Genomic DNA, 16,504 nt, shown 5'->3' on the forward strand with positions numbered 1-16,504 from the left:
GTCTGATACTGATTTAATGCAGGGTCCTCGCTGGTTTGTGAGAAATGCGGGCTAATTCGGGATGCTTGTATTCAATCCTATATTCTGATGTGCGTCCGGCATTCCGTTTTGATAATTCACTTTTTAGCAATAATGTATTTTCATCGTCGACAATATCAAAAATATAAAAACCAATCTTATTGATAGGAATACCTAGAATTTTAGAAGCAGATTGATTGATAAAAACGACTTTTCCCTTTGAATTAAGGATTATCATACCTTCTTTCATATTATCTACAACTTTCTGATATTTCGCCTTTGATTGCTCAATTATTTTGAGAGTTTGCTTATTTTTTATGATAACGTACAATAACTTGCGCAAATTGAATTGAGATAAAAAAAGTCCTCAATCTGACGATTGATTAAGTACCACCAAAACCAAGTCAGAAAGAGGACTATATGAACAGTAAGATTATCGAGATAAATGAGGAAGAAGTCAAAAATCATTTGGGAGAATTTGTACGGGAAACAGTCGAAGAGACGTTGAATGCTATGTTAGATGCTGAAGCTGAGCAATTGCTCAATGCCCAGAAGCATGAGAGAAGCGCTGAACGGAAGGGATATCGTGCCGGCCATTATGACCGAAAACTGTTGACCAAAGCCGGCGAAGTTACCCTTCAGATGCCGAAGCTAAAAAAGGTCACCTTCGAAACAGCCATCATTGAACGTTACAAGCGCCGAGAGATTTCCGTTGAGGAAGCGATGGTGGAAATGTACTTAGCAGGAGTGTCAGTACGGAGAGTCGAAGACATCACGGAAGCACTCTGGGGAGCAAAGGTGTCACCGGGAACGATCAGTAATCTTAACAAGAAAATATACGAGGAGATCGAGAAATGGCGAAAGATGCCACTCAAGAGTCATTACTCTTATGTGTATCTCGACGGAATCTGGATGAAGCGTTCCTGGGCTGGTGAAGTACGCAATGTCTCTGTTCTGGTTGCAATAGGAGTCAATGAGGAGGGATTCCGGGAGATTATCGGGGTTGCTGAAGGAACCAAGGAGGATAAGGACAGCTGGCAACGGTTCCTGCGGTATCTCAAGGAGCGAGGCCTGGAGACTGTTGACATGTTCATCTCTGACAAATCCCTAGGTCTGGTTGAGTCGATACCAGAGTTTTATCCCGAGGCACGTTGGCAGCGCTGTGTTGTGCACTTCTACCGGAATGTCTTCAGCTTTGTTCCTCATGGCAAAGTGAAAGAAGTCGCGACAATGCTGAAGGCTATCCACGCCCAGGAAAATAAAGAAGAGGCTGTACGGAAAAAGGACCTCATTGTCCAGAAGCTGACAGACATGAAACTTCATAAAGCAGCTGCTTTGGTTCGGGAAGGATCCATCGAGACCTTTTCGTATTATCATTTCCCGGTGGAGCACTGGAAGCGTATCAGGACTAATAATGGTCTTGAGAGAATCATGCGAGAGATCAGAAGGAGGACCAGAGTAATAGGTTCATTTCCGGATGGAGAATCTGCCCTGATGCTGGTCGCGGCCCGGCTGCGTCACATCTCAGGCTCAACCTGGAGTGAACGGAAATATTTGAATATGGACCTGATGATTGATTTCGATCAAGAGGAGCAAGTCTCATAAGTAAATTCTTCAGATTGAGGCATAAAGAATTTGCGCAAGATTATTGACACTACCTTTTTTATCAGTAGGTCCTTAAATGAACCTATTATATAGGCAATGGAACAATTGAGCGCAATACTGATGGATAGTAAAAAAAATGGATTGGCGGTTACCACAATCATATACTTGTCAGCAATTGTCGGAAATACAATTAGTATCGATACAAACCCAATGATTAAACCTGCGAGAGTATAGAGAAATGCAAACAGAACTGAAGGGATTGCTATAAACAACATATGAGCAGGAGAAAAAACATCTATTTGTATAATGAGGAAAATTCCAACCAGATAGAGAGTAGAAAATATTACAAATAGTATTTTCTTATATTTATCTACGGTATCTATTAAACAAATCACCATCCATCTCCGTCTGACTTAATTCATCTTGTTCTGAGAGTTACCTATCGATACTTCCGTTTTATCCTAGTATCGTCACCCGAATCGGACCGGGTAAGAAGAAATTTGTAAAATCAAAGTGGGTTGATGAATAGGTTCTGCGATTTTCTGTATATTCTTGCTCCGGCAGTAGAATTCAATTTTATCGGATAAGATTCATCTGAATACAACAGGTTTATTGATCTACACAAAAGACCAGACGGTGGCCGTAAAAACGGAGATACAAATGTATGAACTGTGTTCCCGTATTCATCTCTGACCCATCCTAAACGGTGAAGACAACCGGAATCTACCACGGGAGATTGAACTATGTCACTATCTTGCGCATTAGAAACGTATTGATCTCAATAGGGATTAAGATCCCCGTAATATAAATTATGCTCTATTGGCAATACAATTGTGAACTTTAATCCATAGTTACTATCCACCTGTATAGTTCCTCCTAGTCCACTTACCACCCGGGTGATAATGAGAAGACCTGTCCTTGCTGAAAGGTCTTCGATGCTATGAATTGTATGCAGAGCCTCTCCGTTGTCTCGATAAACTATATAAAGGTCCCTATTTTTTAAGAAAACATCAATATTTATAACAATGTTCGAATCTCTTGGTACAGCATGCTTCAGACTATTATTTATCAGCTCTACCAGGACTAAACCAATTTCCAGTGCCGGCTTTGTATCCAGGCGTAGGCCTTCAACGGTAGAATTAATTGTAACCTCAGGTTCTATCCGCATGGTATTTTGGAATAGATTGTCAAAATAGTACGATAGCTCGACAAATCTATAGGCACCTTCAGTATACAGTGCCTCATGAAGATACATGATTGCATCAACCTTCGCTCTCAGATCGTCAAGAATATGATTTTGGGGACTATTGTCATGTTTTTTTTCAAGGTTGATGATCGAGCTGAGGATGATCAAATTATTCTTAATGCGATGATTAGATTCCTTGAGCAACAATTTATCGAGCTGGCTTAATCTCTGAAGCCGTTTTATGTTGAAATGCAGGAGATATGCGATTCCCATTGGAAAGATATGGAAGAAAGTAGTGGATAATGCTAGAGATACAAGGAGATCCTTCTGATAGTACAGAAAGGAGAACGTTATAACATTGATCAATGAAACGAGTGCATAGCTATGGAGTAAAACAATCCATCGTACAGTAAGTCCAGACAGAAATGCAAAAAACACCAAAATCGTTAAGAATAGATCAGCATCATAGGGAAGATGTTCGTTGATACCAGGAAAGAGGATCATCCTGCACTGCAATAGTATTCCCAATACAGTGACCTCCAATAAAACCCCCGCGTCATACTTACCCTTAAGTATCAGAAGGAATGACCCTAATGAAATCCCTGCCCATAAACTTGTAACAGGTAAAACCATAAAATCTGCTCTTGCAAGAGAAAAGGACATGTAAATTATTGTCGTTAGAAAAAATACTAATGCCAGCGACAAACAGGCTTCAATTCGTCGCTTGTCAATTTCGTCAATATCCGCATAAGAGGAAAAGACATTTCGCGCCAGATCATTCCAGATACTACCTAATTTCACTTTTGCCTCCCAGCATAAAACCGTGCGTTTTATACACAGAGATTAATTTTAACACATTTTATCTAATGTATCTATTATCTTTTTTCTGTATATTTCTCTGATTTTCAAAAATGGGACGCTTTTTTTCTCTTGTGTTCTACAGGGGCAATAAACATTACTGCATCGCGATTACGATGTACGGAATGAGATTGGGAAAGTAATGGCATATTATTTTTTGAAGAAGATCTACCTGGTTAATCGACAGATAGCTATTCCAGTTTGAATCGATCGATTTTTTTGCGAAGAGTTTCAATGCTCTCCTTGTTGGTACGGCTTATGTCGTTAACATGATTAACTGCTTTGTTTATCTGCTCCGATCCGCTTGCCATCTCAATCATGCTTGAAGCTATCTGATCAGCAATGTTATCAAGAATTTGTAATTTTTCTCCCACACCTGTTACCCCCTCCCTGATATAATTGGAGGCCTCCTTGACGTTAGAAGTTATTTCGTTGATCTGTTCAATAGCCTCGAGAATCTGGGTTCCTCCTGTATTCTGTTCAGCCATCGCCCTCATTATTACTGATTCCTGATCATGTACAATATCAGTTAAATCGACAACTTTCTCGAACTTTCTTTGCGCTTCCATAGACGTCTGACTTACCATCTCTATAGATTCTTTAACGGAATTTAGCATACGGATTATTGCTTTCCCCTGTTGATCAGACTGCTCTGAGAGTTTACGGATCTCGTCTGCTACAACTGCGAATCCTTTACCTGCTTCTCCGGCGTGAGCGGCTTCAATCGCAGCATTCATAGAAAGAAGGTTTGTCTGGTTGGCAATATTCTGAATTATTTCGCCGGCTTCTATAAGGGTTTCCGAATTGTTTTCAATTTTCTGTATCAGCGAGGCTACACCATCCATTTCGTATTTGCCGTTTTCTGCGGCATCCTTAAGTTCGGAGACTGAACGATCGTTTTTCTCCAGAATACCTGTGACGGATGTAATGTTCGCGACCATCTCTTCTATTGATGAAGACGATTCAATAACGTTTGCAGATTGTTCTTCAATCAGGGAGTTGAGATTGGCAATGCTTTCAGCAATCAGTTTAAAGGTTTCATGTGCTTCGCTTACCCTGTCGGATTGTAGTGCAGTCTGGCTTTTCACGCCGTTAACATTGGCAGCGATCTGGGTGATAGACGCTGCGGTTTGAATCATGCTTGATGAAAGTTCTGACCCGATCTCATTCATCGCGATTGTTTCCCGCCTGAATGCGCCGACCATCTCGGCTATTGAGGATATGGTCAGATTAAAATATCTGGATAGTTGACCTATTTCATCTTTACTCCGGCTGTTGAGCCGCCGGGTAAGATCTCCTTCTCCTTCAGATATGTCCTGAAGTGCAGTCACTGCCCGACGAAGAGGAACAGTGATGGATGTGCTTACAAACAGAAGTATTAGAATAAACAGGAAGGTTCCGGATATAAAGATCGATATTATTATTTTTGCGAACCCGAGAGCGTTTGCGTAGAGTTCATGCGAAGGTACGACTGTTCCGTAAAACCAGTTTGTCTCAGTTCGACCAATGGAAAAAGGTACGTTAGTTTTTGTTGTCATTGATTCAAGTGATTCGGACCAGGCTTCACCGGAAGTAGCCTCTCCCCCTTTGATGGAATTAATCAGCGCCTGACCTGTATCCTTAACAAACTCACCAATAATTTTACCTATCCGATCGCGATCGGGATGTGTTACCACAAGCCCTTCTGCTGAGACAAGGCGTCCGAAGCCAGTGTCGAAAAAGACAAGGTCGGACAGATGAGATTGAAGATGATCGAGGGAGAGATTAATCCCCACAATACCTGCAACTCGATTGGCATTATCGTATATCGGTACGGAAAGACTCGTCAGCCATCTCGGCTTTCCTTTAAGCTCATATATGTAGGGTTCCGCGGCGGCTTCTTTTTTGTTGTTTAGCGGGACCAGGTAGTAGTTCCCCTCTCCCGGCTGTGTGTACCCCGTCAGTGGCTCATATTCAATTCTACCGGAATCGGATCTGTACCAGTACGGTATAAAACGCCCCGTTTCGTCGTAGCCTGGTAATCCTTTGTAGAATGAGTCGCTTGCGTCCAGGGTGTTTTCTTCCCAGCAGGTCCATGCCCCTTGAAAGTCTTCGTTCTTTTCGACAACCGTTTTAAGTATTCCCGAAAACAACGTTCGCCTTTCTTCAACCGGAATATTTTCCCAGGTGGAGAATACGCTCGCGAGGGTTCTGGCGGTTTCCAGAGCAGTTTCCATTTCAAGTTTGGCGATATTAGCTTTCTCTGCTGCGAGGGATTCCATGTATAACAGGGCGCTTTTTTTGTCGTTGTTATATACCAGGGTCGTCATTACAGTCGCGGTCAGTGTAAACACAACTATTACGGATAGGGAAAGAAGGATGGTAAGCTTGTTTCTCAGATTCCAGAATGACCTGCGTTGTCCCGCTTTATGCTGTACGAATACCATATTAATCCTTAATAATAATCATTATGATCTGCAGCAGTATAATCGGTGTACATATTTAACGCAAGATCCTCTGCACTGTTAAATCGGAAATAACTTCCGAGATTCTTTGCCTGAAACAGGTAAACATGATATCGTTTCTTGTCTGTATCTTCGCTGGGGAAATCAAATTACCTACTAACCATTCGTTCATGCCCCGTTCTTTAAAAAGCGGTAGATCTCGTCAGGTTCCGGGGGGCAGCCCTTTGCAAAGGAATCGGCTCCCTTGAGGCAGATGCCGACACCGATTCCGGAGACCCGTGTATCCCGGTAGCCCTGGCCGATGTGAACCGGGCTGTGCGGCAGATTATCCTCCTTTTCCAGGAAGGAGAGGGCCCGCATGAGGGAGGCGTAGCAGGCGCTGCAGGCGCCTTTCTCGTTTATGTGCTCCTTGAGGCGCCAGGCGGGTACGCTGCGCTGGATTCCTTCCACCGCTTCTCCCTTGTTCAGGTAGCGGAGCCCCGTATCGTCGGAAAGGAGGCTCCCGATTCCCAGCTCAGCCGCCTTACCAATATAGGCCACCTCCTCCGGCTGAAGCCCCAGGAGCCCTGCGGCGTAGGAGTCGATGAGAACCGGATCGATCCCGGCAAAAAAGATGTTCATGGGGACGGGGTTTCCTCCCTCCTCGTAGTCGGGGTCTCCTTCAAGGCCGTCCACCAGGATCAGGTCTGCCCGGATTATCTCGTTAAGGTCCGCAATGGGCTGGTGAAGCCCCATTCTGTGGTAGCGGCGCTTTTCGCTGTCGGGAATACAGCCCTTCATGTTTTTCAGGGCGCAGGTCAGCAGGGTCTGACAGTGGCCCTTCAGGACGGGCATATTGATCAGCCGGTCCAGCTGAAGGATGGAGCTGCAGATCCGGTATTCGCCCCTGCTGGCCTCCATTTCAACGGAGGAGTCCTTCTGCAGGTCCACCAGGGGAACACCGTATTTTTCGGATAGTTTTGTATATCCGCAGACCTTGAAGGCCCGCCGGGTGCTGTCTCCCACCCAGGATCCCTCCAGAATCTGGAGACGGCGGAAGCCCTGTTCCTGTAAAAAGGAGATTACCCCCGCCACAAAGGCTGGATGGGTCGTCGCACCGGAGGAGGCCTTTTTGGCCACCACCAGATTGGGCTTGAGGCCGATCAGCTCTTCCCTGTCCCAGTTCTGCCACTGCCGGGACTGGCGTATCAGTTCCCGGCCCGCTTCGAAGGGATCGGTGCCGAACCAGTGTAGAATCTCGTTTTCCCGCATAGCTGTAACTCCTTGCTTCCAGTGTACAGAGGATGCTTTTTTCCGTCCACCGGGGGCTGTTCTTTCCCCTGGAATTGTCCTATTATCTGCTTCGTTATGAGTACCGGCCAATCCCCCGCTGTTCCCACCCGCTTTCCTCTGGGTTCCACCCTGCTGGTGGTAAACGTGTTTTTCATGACCTTTGTCGCCCGTGCCATCCTCTCACCCCTGCTTTTGACAGTCCAGGAGGAGATGGGACTGTCCCATGCTGAAGGGGGCGGGCTTTTTCTGGTAATTTCCGCAGGCCTGATGACCAGCATGCTCCTGTCCGGTTTTATTCTCAAATTCATCACCCACCATGTGAACATAGCCCTTGCGGCGTGTCTTTCCGGCTCCGCCCTGTATCTGCTCTCCATGGCAAAGGATCCCGCTCTCTTCCGGCTGGGGCTCTTTTTTCTGGGTGCGGCCTCGGGGCTCTATCTTCCTTCCGGCGTCGTAACGATCACCGAGATAGTCCCTGCCCGTCAGCGGGGTATGGGGATCGCCTTTCACGAGGTGGGGCCGATCCTGGGCTTCGCTTCTGCGCCGTTTTTCGCTGAGTTGGCCCTCCGTTTCGCCGACTGGCGCAGCTTTCTGCTTATTCTGGGGACGGTGACCATCAGTTCCGGTATTATCTATGCCCGGTTTGGAAGGGGAGGAAGCTTTCATGGTACTCCGCCCCTCTGGTCCGAACTGGCCCTCATCATCCGGCAGCGGGATTTCTGGATTATCGCCTTCTTTTTTATTCTGGCCCTGGGAGCCGAGGCCGGAATATACTCCATGCTTCCCAGTTATCTGATTGTGGAGAAGGGGATTGACCGGGCTTTCGTGAACTCCATGGTCGGTACGTCCCGTCTGACCGCCCTCCTGATGATCTTTACCTCCGGCTACCTGGCCGACCGTTTCGGATACAAGCGGGTAATTGCGGCCGTGCTGCTGAGCTGCGGGACGGTCACCGCCGTCCTCGGTATTGCAACCGGGGTTCCCCTGATCGCCGCGGTGTATCTTCAGCCCATGCTGGTGTGCGCATTCTTTCCGGCGGGGTTTATCGCCATGTCGGGGGTCAGCGGTTCCCGTCAGCGAAACCTTCCCGTTTCCCTGACCATTCCCCTTGCGTATCTCTTCGGAGGCGGGATGATCCCGGCGCTTATCGGGCGCCTGGCTGAGCAGGGGGCCTTCGGCGCAGGATTCGTTTTCGCGGGAATACTTATGGCAACGGGGGCAGTGCTCGTACCCTTTATGAAGACCCAGGTACGATAATTCCCGGACTGCTCTGAAAATACCACGTTTTCAGAGGTATACCCTCTTTTTTTTCACCCTCTAAAAGTCATAACGATTCCTAAAAACCGCAGTTGACATAATCAGGCCTTAGCACCAATACTGTAGGGAGACCTATTATCAGGAGGAAAAAGATATGCCGGATTTTGGAAATCCCTTCAGTGGAAATGCAAACGACAGGAAGCTGACACCCGATGAGCTTGTAAGGTCCATTCGCTTTATGGTAGCTGCGGAGTACGAGGCAATACAGCTGTATCAGCAGCTTGCCGATTCAACGGACAACGAGCTGGCGAAAAAGGTATTGAACGATATAGCCGATGAAGAAAAGGTCCATGCCGGAGAGTTTCTGCGCCTGCTGCAGGAACTGGATCCCAAAGAAATGGACTTTTACAGGGAAGGAGCCCAGGAGGTGGAGGAGGAGTTTCTGGGAAAAGCCGCTGGAAAATCCGAAGGCGGCGGAAATGCTTCCGGTGGTCTGGGCATCGGCAGTCTGAAAAAATAACGAAAAGAGGTAATTGTATGAGTATTCTTAAACGCAGTCTTGCCCCCATAACTGATGCCGCCTGGGAAGAGATTGATACCCTTGCCAGGGAAACCCTGACAGCCAATCTGTCCGCCCGGCGCTTTGTCGATGTTTCCGGTCCCCATGGACTGAGCTTTACAAGTGTCGACCTGGGACGGCTGGAGCTGGTTCAGGACTCGAAGGATGGAGACCTGGGATACGGTACCTACAAAGTCCAGCCCCTGGTGGAAGCCCGGATTGGGTTTACCCTCAACATCTGGGAACTGGATAATATTGAACGGGGTGCCAGGGACATCGAAATGGATTCCCTTGTTGCAGCCGCCGCAAAGATGGCTGCTTTCGAAGAGAACGCTATATACAACGGCCTGAAGGCCGGCGGAATTACCGGCTTAAAGGAAGCCGCCTCGGGAGAAACTGTACCTATCAAGATGAACAATGATTCGGTCATCGATTCCCTTGCGGAGGCCCAGGAACGGATGCAGGCCGCAGGTGTCGAAGGGGGGGCTGATCTTATTGTAAGCCCCGACCTCTGGAAATTCCTGAACCGCGTAAGCCCGGGGGGATCCCTGAAGAAACTGGTTGAGCGACAGATCGAGGGTTCGGTTATCCGTTCGGAGCAACTGGACGGGGCGCTGCTTTACGCCAACAGGGGCGGAGATGCCGAACTGATTCTTGGACAGGATATCTCCGTGGGATACCACAACCACACGGCCCGGGATGTTTCCCTCTTCTTTACCGAGTCCTTCACCTTCCGGATTCTGACACCGGAAGCCCTGGTCTGCTTTTCCCTGTAAAACCGTGCAGCGAATAACCCGGGAGTCGACATGAAATATATTTCCATCAAAGGGCCCTATGAGGTTGAAATCAAGGAAAATGAGCTGCCGGAACCGAAGAAGGGTGAAGCCCTCCTGAAGATGCTCTATGGAGGTATCTGCGGTACCGATTTGAGTATTTATCGGGGAAAATTCGCCTACGGTTCCTATCCCAGAATTCCCGGACACGAGTTTTCCGCCGAGATCGTACAAATCGGCGAGAATGACCTTGGGCTCGAGGAGGGAATGATTGTTACCGCCAACCCCTACATGAACTGCGGCAGCTGCTACTCCTGTCAGAGGGGACTTGTCAACTGCTGCATGCACAATGAGACCATGGGGGCTCAAAGGGACGGCGCATACGGAGAGTATTTCGTCATGCCCGTGGATCGGATCTACCACGGCAAAGGGCTCCCCGCCAAAACCCTTGCCCTCATCGAACCCCTGTGCATCAGTTTTCATGGTGCCCGGAGGGCATCCATCAAGCCCGGGGAGAAGGTGCTGGTTATAGGTTCCGGAACCATAGGCATACTGGCTGCTCTATCGGCCAGGTACTTCGGGGCGGAGGTTTATATAAGCGACATTGCCCCGGAAAGACTCAAGTATGCCGAAACCCTCGGGGTGAACGGGACTGTTCTGAACGACAGTGAACATGCCCTTGCTGACGCGGTTGAAAACATTACCGGCGGGAACGGCTTCGATGTCGCCATTGAAGCGGTGGGCCTGGCGGCTACCTTTCAGTTCTGCATCGATGCGGCGGCCTTTGGCGGACGGGTCGTCCTGATCGGCATAAGCAGACAGCATCTGGACTTTGATTTTACGCTAATCCAGAAAAAGGAGCTGAATGTATACGGCTCCCGGAATGCCCTGAAGGAGGAGTTCATGACTCTTATCGATCTTGTTCAGGCGGGGAAGATCGATGTTGAGAAGGTCATCTCGAAGGTCTATCCTTTTCAGCGGGCTGCCGAGGCTTTGACTGAGCTCGATAAAAACGGTGGGGCCCTGTTAAAGGTACTCCTGGAGTTTTAACGCCGCCCTTGCGACGCCGGCTCGTACTCTTCCCGTTCCATCGGCAGTAGAGCCAGTTCCCCGAGGATTCTCTCATCCAGATCCGGAGCCTCCTCCAGGAGCTCCGGGTTCTGCACAAAGCTTTTGAACAGCTGAAGTGCCTTTGCCGCGTAGACACCCTCTGATATGCGGTCGTCCATGGTATATTTGATCCTGATTACCAGCCTGGTAACGGGCTTGCCCTTATCGTCAAGAACAAGGGCCCTGTGCATGCGGCCGATTACCATGAATACCGAGGCGTTTCCCCATTCGTACAGGTGATGATACGCCGCATCCAGTCCCACACTTCCAAGGTTTGCCACATACAGGCTGGTATACAGGGGATCTATCTCGATCATTCCCTTCGGAGCTATACCGAAGTAGTCGAGAAATCGGAATATCTTGACAACGCCGTTAACGATAAACCTGGGCATCTTCGCAAAAAAATCCACTTCGTGATCGCTGATATTGCCCTCCCAGTCCCGGGCTTCGGTGACGTCCCGGTTGACCCTGCGGCGTACATCCTCCAGGGTATCGAAGGGAGAAAAGCTTATCTTGGCATTGGTTTCCGGCCCGTCGTCTCCCATATCCTTCTTTACGATAAAGGAGATCTGCAGCCGGTTGCGCTGGTAGATCCTCTGTCCGGAGACGAAACGGTTCAGCTGGGGACGGAGGGATATGGTCCTGACCGCCGCCGCCAGAAGAACATGAAAAAGGGATATCCGCTCTTCCGGTCCCCTCGAACGGTTCCGCCGTTTGAGGAACTCCCTGGTGCTCTCCACCTCAAGGGTCTGGGAAAAGTAGATGGCCGACTCGTTCCGTTTCCGCATAACAAAGGGATTGATTATCCGGAAGGACGGGAGCCCTCTTATGAGGACTCCGTCATATCGTTTTCGCGTTCCCATGGGAAAATAATATCATGGAATGCAGTAAAGGGGGGTACTATGTTTTCGATATCAATCTTTTGTACCAGACATTCATCGACTCGATGCCTGTGGAGATGCGGGTATTTTTCACCAGGGTACCGGCATACTTGTAGCCGGAACGCTTGAAAACGGTATTCATACCCATGGAATCGAGGCGGGCGATTGTATAGGCCGTGGGAAGCCCCTTCTGTATGGCCGCCTGCTCAAGTACCCGCAGCAGCTTGACTCCCAGGCGCTGACCCCGGTATTTGGGAAGGACGGCGAAATCGGTCATTTCGGCGGCTCCGGCACTGTGGTTGATCTCGGCGGAGGCCAGGGCAATCAGTTTTTTCCCGTCCCGGATACCGTAGTAGAGGGTCTTGGTGCCCATGTTCTCCATGAGAAAATCGGGATCATCGATGGGAAAAGGGTAATCCGGAAAAATCTCGCCGTAGAGCCTGGCCATTTCCGGGATATCAGCCTCCTTCATTCTGCTGAACTGAAGATTTCTTCCCAGTCGTCCGGGGAGAATCGGCCGGTAGAAGCTCATTACCCGGCGAAACTGTTCCACCTTCTTTTTCGGAGGAGCATCCCGTTCTTCATCGAAGAATTTCCCCATAAAGAGGCCGTCCTCGGTCCCGTCAAAGAATCCCGGTATCCGTGCCTCCTCCCGGTATCCGTTGTCCGTAAAAGCGGACCCGCAGTGCTCCGGTACAATCACAAAGGATTTGGCGTAGGACTTTTCGGTACATATCTTGTCGATCTTTTCGACTATGCCGGGGTAGTCTTCCTCGGCGAGCTCCATTAAATAGAGCCGGTTGTTGTACGGTCCGTGCTGGATCCTGCTGGATCCCAATGTCTCGATTCGATCGTGTTTTATTGTATTCTGTGCCATTATTCTTCCTCCTCTCTTCGTTCTAATCTGGCATTGTCGGCGGGTATCAGGGATGATACCTCGTCCCAGTCGGCAAGCAGCTGCTCTATACCGATAGCCTGGGTTTCTATGGCGTCATCCAGCTTGAGCTGCAGATGGCAGCCGTCACACTGCCGGTCGCAGTAGGTGGCCGGATATGCCTCCGGTTCGTGGTAGACGCTGATTACCCCCTCGTAGTTTCTCAGGACCACCTTGTTGGCGGACCAGGAAATCAGGTAATTGGGCATGATGGGAATCTTGCCCCCTCCTCCCGGTGCATCTATGACGTAGGTGGGTACTGAAAAACCGCTGGTGTGGCCTATCAGGCTTTCGAGTATCTCCACTCCCTTCCCGACGGGGGTGCGGAAATGCGACAGTCCTTCCGAAAGGTCGCACTGATACAGGTAATAGGGGCGCACCCGGTTGGCCACCAGCTTGTGGACCAGGCTGCGCATTATCCGGGGGCAGTCGTTGACGTCCCGCAGCAGTACCGACTGGTTTCCCAGGGGAATACCGGCGTCGGCGAGCTTTTTCAGGGCCTCCCGGGATGAATCGGTGAGCTCCCGGGGGTGGTTGAAGTGGGTATTCAACCAGACGGGATGATACTTTTTCAGCATCTCAACCAGTTTGTCGGTAATCCGGTAGGGCAGCACCACGGGCATGCGGCTGCCGATGCGGATGACCTCCACATGGGCGATGCAACTGATCTCTTTCAGTATCCATTCCAGGTAATCATCGGAGAGCATCAGGGGATCCCCTCCGGACAGGAGAACATCCCGGATCTGGGGAGTATTGCGTATATATTCCACACCCTGCATAAGGGTCTCTCTGTCGGGAATAAAATCCTTGTCTCCCACCTTGCGCTTTCGTGTGCAGTGCCGGCAGTACATGGAGCAGACATTGCTAATATGAAACAGGACCCGGTCGGGGTATCTGTGGGTAATTCCCGGGGCCGGGCTGTCATGGTCCTCGTGCAGGGGGTCCGCGGTCTCGCATTTCTGGATGGTGAGTTCGTTCACCGAAGGAAAGGACTGCTTGAAGATCGGGTCGTTTTTATAATCACCGGTTTCAATCAGGGACAGGTAGTAGGGGGTAATGGACAGGGGAAAGCGTGCCAGGGTTTCCTGGATTTCCAGGCGCTCCATCTCGGTGAACTGTATTCCCGTAAGACGCTCAAAGGTCTGGATATCCTGAATAGAGTGTTTCAGCTGCCATTTCCAGTCCCGCCAGAGTCTCCGGTTTGCATTATTCTCTATCTTCTCGGCGATATTTTTCTGTTGTACAGTAAGCATATAATTACAGCTCCTTTGGGTTTATTCTTTGTTAAAAAAGTAGAGATTATAAGTATGGTAAGGAAATTGTTTGATTGTAATCAAATATTAATAAGGATGTGATCTCGGGCATCTGAGTACAGGATATACCTATTTCCATGCCTTGTCAACAAACTTAGTGTACAAAATAATAATGATGACAGGTCTCGTCCCGGGGAATAAAAAGCTCCCCGGTCGCTTTTCGGCAACCGGGGAGCCTGAAAATTTTCCTCTTCCGGCAGAATATGTCTATTCGGTTTTTAATTTCCCGACTTCCCTGGAGAGGATCTCGATGCTGCGATTGTTCTGCTGGGTCAGGTCGGAAATATGTACCACCGACTGATTTATCTGTACCGCTCCACTGGCCATTTCATTGATACTCTGGCTTATCTCCTCGCTTATCTGGGCCAGGCGGGTCATCTCGTTGATAACCTCGGAACTGCCGGCGCTCATTTCACCGGAGGAATCCGCCACTTTGCGGGAGATCTCCTGAATTTCCGCCAGGGCGTCCAGGACCTGTCTGCTCCCGACAACCTGTTCGTTCATGGCGCTCTTGATAAGAGCTTCCTGTTCGGAAACAAGCTTACTCAGTTCATACTGCCGGTCGAAACGCTGTCTGGCCTGGGCCAGGGAGGTTCCGATATGGTCGATCGAGTCCTTCAGGGTCGTAAGGGCGCTGCCGATGGCTGTACCCTGACTGCCCGCTTCCTCCGCCAGTTTTCGTATTTCATCCGCCACAACGGCAAAACCCTTGCCGAATTCTCCGGCGTGGGCGGCCTCGATGGCGGCATTCATGGCCAGCAGGTTGGTCTGGGAAGAGATCTTCTGAATCATTTCGCTCGCCTCTTCCAGTCCCTCCGAGTGGGCCATAACGGTGCGGGAAATCTGTGCAAGCTCCTCCATGCCCCGGCGGCCGGCTTCAGAGGCGTCCTGCAGCTCCTTCATGGACGCGGTGTTGCGTTCAAGGCTCTCGGTAACGGATTTTATGTTGGCCACCATCTCCTCTATGGACGCGGATGACTCGGTTACTTCCGAGGCCTGTTCCGACAGACTCTCGTCCAGGGATTTGATGCCCAGTGCAATGGTGGAAACCGTGGCACGGGTCTCTTCGACGCTGGCGGACTGGTTGACGATACGTTCCTTGATGCTCTCTATATTGGCGGTAATCTGATTCATCGCAGAAGCTGTCTCGGTCATGTTGGAGGCAAGGTTCACCCCGGACTCCTGCAGGGAGGAGGTTTCATGTTGTATGGATTTTACCAGACCCGTCAGCTTTTCGAAGGTTACGTTCATGTAATGAGAAAGCAGGTCGATCTCGTCTCCTCCCGTCGTCACCAGTCTCCGGGTAAGGTCGCCTTCTCCTTCCGAAATGTCCCGCAGGCCGGCGGCCGTGGCGCCGACGCGCCTGGTTATGGAGCGTATGGAAACAAGCAGGAGAGTCGCCATGGCAAACAGGACAATTACCGCGGTCACGATATTCATGATTCTCATTGCAACAAGGTCCTGGAACAATTCGGCGTGCTCGACCCGGGTGGCGAAGATCCAGCCGGTTACGGGGACTTCATGAAAGGCGGCGATGATCCGCTCTCCCTCCCAGGGATAATCCACGAGTCCGTTGCGTTCGGCAAGCATGGTCGCTCCGAAATCCTCCCCGGCAATGTTGAGCTGCATGATGTTTTCTTTTATTGGGTGGGCGATTACTGTACCTTCCGAGTCTATCATGTATCCGTAGCCGGTTTCTCCAAGCTTTACGGTATCGACAAAGTGTTCTGTAAACCGGGCCAGTTCCACCGAAGCATGGGCAACTCCGACAACTTCTCCGTCATCATACACCGGGGCGGCCACGACAAAGATCGGTTCTCCGTTTATCTGGCTGATGATGATATTGGAAATCGCCGGCCGGCCCTGCATGGCCTGCCTGAAATGAGCCCGGGTACTCAGGTTCAGTACCCCGACCTGGGCCGGATTGTTGTTGGCCCGGGCTATGCCGTTTCTGTCCAGGAGACCGACTGTGGAGAAGATCGTATAGGAATCCTTGACCTCCTTAAGGTAGGTGTTGGCAGCCCCGGTCAGTCCTGAATTACTCCCTGGTCTGAGAACCTCGGACATTATGGGAGCAGCTGCCACGGCCTGGACGTTTTTTACCCGGTCTGAAACCCATTCATTGGTCTGACTCGCCATCACCTGGGTAAGCTGTATCGTTTCGTTGTGGTGAACGTCCTCGATGATCTGGGCGGAACGCAGGTATGAGATCACCGTCAGGGCCGTCAGTCCTAGAATCATGACCAGCAGCGCCGGAATCATTACCTTTTCGCGCAGTTTCAACTTCACCTCTA

The 16,504-nt window shown here is 49.8% G+C and carries 13 protein-coding genes; 5 read left to right on the plus strand and 8 right to left on the minus strand.

All coding sequences use genetic code 11. The features are described 5' to 3' along the window. Nucleotides 1-13: 13 nt before the first annotated feature. A complete protein-coding gene (locus tag B4O97_RS17595; RefSeq protein WP_083052828.1) occupies nt 14-361 on the minus strand; it encodes a PAS domain-containing protein in 348 nt (115 codons plus the stop codon). A gap of 77 nt (nt 362-438) precedes the next feature. On the opposite strand from B4O97_RS17595, the gene B4O97_RS17600 reads away from it, so the two are divergent. Beyond that, nucleotides 439-1,623 carry an IS256 family transposase gene (locus B4O97_RS17600; protein ID WP_083052829.1) on the plus strand — a complete coding sequence of 395 codons (1,185 nt, stop codon included), beginning with the start codon at nt 439-441 and terminating at the stop codon, nt 1,621-1,623. 778 nt (nt 1,624-2,401) lie between these two features. Here the strand turns inward: B4O97_RS17600 and B4O97_RS17610 are convergent. The 3 genes from B4O97_RS17610 to B4O97_RS17620 all read right to left on the minus strand — a co-directional run bounded on the left by B4O97_RS17610 (nt 2,402) and on the right by B4O97_RS17620 (nt 7,362). Then, nucleotides 2,402-3,610 (minus strand): sensor histidine kinase, encoded by a 1,209-nt coding sequence (locus tag B4O97_RS17610; protein ID WP_083052831.1) that lies wholly within the window; start codon nt 3,608-3,610, stop codon nt 2,402-2,404. Between the two features lie 248 nt (nt 3,611-3,858). Beyond that, nucleotides 3,859-6,093, minus strand: a complete 2,235-nt coding sequence (locus tag B4O97_RS17615) for a methyl-accepting chemotaxis protein (protein ID WP_083052832.1) — start codon at nt 6,091-6,093, stop codon at nt 3,859-3,861. Between the two features lie 186 nt (nt 6,094-6,279). Then, complete coding sequence (locus B4O97_RS17620; RefSeq protein ID WP_083052833.1) at nt 6,280-7,362, minus strand: DUF362 domain-containing protein; 1,083 nt, start codon at nt 7,360-7,362, stop codon at nt 6,280-6,282. Nucleotides 7,363-7,458: 96 nt separating this feature from the next. Between B4O97_RS17620 and B4O97_RS17625 the strand changes: the two genes are divergently transcribed. The 4 genes from B4O97_RS17625 (at nt 7,459) to B4O97_RS17640 (ending at nt 11,022) form a co-directional block, all read left to right on the plus strand. Next, nucleotides 7,459-8,640, plus strand: coding sequence for an MFS transporter (locus tag B4O97_RS17625; RefSeq protein ID WP_083052834.1), 1,182 nt, complete (start codon nt 7,459-7,461; stop codon nt 8,638-8,640). Nucleotides 8,641-8,794: 154 nt separating this feature from the next. Next, nucleotides 8,795-9,160, plus strand: coding sequence for a ferritin family protein (locus tag B4O97_RS17630; RefSeq protein WP_083052835.1), 366 nt, complete (start codon nt 8,795-8,797; stop codon nt 9,158-9,160). Between the two features lie 17 nt (nt 9,161-9,177). Continuing rightward, nucleotides 9,178-9,975, plus strand: coding sequence for a family 1 encapsulin nanocompartment shell protein (locus tag B4O97_RS17635; RefSeq protein ID WP_083052836.1), 798 nt, complete (start codon nt 9,178-9,180; stop codon nt 9,973-9,975). Nucleotides 9,976-10,005: 30 nt separating this feature from the next. Further along, nucleotides 10,006-11,022 carry a zinc-binding alcohol dehydrogenase family protein gene (locus B4O97_RS17640; RefSeq protein WP_083052837.1) on the plus strand — a complete coding sequence of 339 codons (1,017 nt, stop codon included), beginning with the start codon at nt 10,006-10,008 and terminating at the stop codon, nt 11,020-11,022. Here the strand turns inward: B4O97_RS17640 and B4O97_RS17645 are convergent. The 4 genes from B4O97_RS17645 to B4O97_RS17660 form a co-directional block, all read right to left on the minus strand. Continuing rightward, nucleotides 11,019-11,945 (minus strand): 2-oxo acid dehydrogenase subunit E2, encoded by a 927-nt coding sequence (locus B4O97_RS17645; RefSeq protein WP_083052838.1) that lies wholly within the window; start codon nt 11,943-11,945, stop codon nt 11,019-11,021. The genes B4O97_RS17640 and B4O97_RS17645 overlap by 4 nt on opposite strands. Before the next feature lie 37 nt (nt 11,946-11,982). Continuing rightward, nucleotides 11,983-12,840: a putative beta-lysine N-acetyltransferase gene (gene ablB / locus B4O97_RS17650; protein ID WP_083052839.1), complete on the minus strand. Its 858-nt coding sequence runs from the start codon at nt 12,838-12,840 to the stop codon at nt 11,983-11,985. Then, on the minus strand, nt 12,840-14,150 hold the full coding sequence (gene kamA, locus B4O97_RS17655; RefSeq protein WP_083052840.1) for a lysine 2,3-aminomutase: 1,311 nt from the start codon (nt 14,148-14,150) through the stop codon (nt 12,840-12,842). Before kamA ends, ablB begins: the two co-directional genes overlap by 1 nt. A gap of 267 nt (nt 14,151-14,417) precedes the next feature. After that, nucleotides 14,418-16,499, minus strand: a complete 2,082-nt coding sequence (locus B4O97_RS17660) for a methyl-accepting chemotaxis protein (protein WP_083052841.1) — start codon at nt 16,497-16,499, stop codon at nt 14,418-14,420. Between the last annotated feature and the right edge of the window lie 5 nt (nt 16,500-16,504).

This window comes from Marispirochaeta aestuarii (assembly GCF_002087085.1).
Taxonomy (GTDB): domain Bacteria; phylum Spirochaetota; class Spirochaetia; order JC444; family Marispirochaetaceae; genus Marispirochaeta; species Marispirochaeta aestuarii.

What these genes read in the sequence shown, in the direction of transcription:
- B4O97_RS17640 (WP_083052837.1), top strand. Translation starts at nt 10,006, where the DNA reads ATGAAATATATTTCCATCAAAGGGCCCTATGAGGTTGAAATCAAGGAA.
- B4O97_RS17600 (WP_083052829.1), top strand. Translation starts at nt 439, where the DNA reads ATGAACAGTAAGATTATCGAGATAAATGAGGAAGAAGTCAAAAATCAT.
- B4O97_RS17630 (WP_083052835.1), top strand. Translation starts at nt 8,795, where the DNA reads ATGCCGGATTTTGGAAATCCCTTCAGTGGAAATGCAAACGACAGGAAG.
- kamA (WP_083052840.1), bottom strand. Translation starts at nt 14,150, where the DNA reads ATGCTTACTGTACAACAGAAAAATATCGCCGAGAAGATAGAGAATAAT.
- B4O97_RS17625 (WP_083052834.1), top strand. Translation starts at nt 7,459, where the DNA reads ATGAGTACCGGCCAATCCCCCGCTGTTCCCACCCGCTTTCCTCTGGGT.
- B4O97_RS17645 (WP_083052838.1), bottom strand. Translation starts at nt 11,945, where the DNA reads ATGGGAACGCGAAAACGATATGACGGAGTCCTCATAAGAGGGCTCCCG.
- B4O97_RS17615 (WP_083052832.1), bottom strand. Translation starts at nt 6,093, where the DNA reads ATGGTATTCGTACAGCATAAAGCGGGACAACGCAGGTCATTCTGGAAT.
- ablB (WP_083052839.1), bottom strand. Translation starts at nt 12,840, where the DNA reads ATGGCACAGAATACAATAAAACACGATCGAATCGAGACATTGGGATCC.
- B4O97_RS17635 (WP_083052836.1), top strand. Translation starts at nt 9,178, where the DNA reads ATGAGTATTCTTAAACGCAGTCTTGCCCCCATAACTGATGCCGCCTGG.
- B4O97_RS17620 (WP_083052833.1), bottom strand. Translation starts at nt 7,362, where the DNA reads ATGCGGGAAAACGAGATTCTACACTGGTTCGGCACCGATCCCTTCGAA.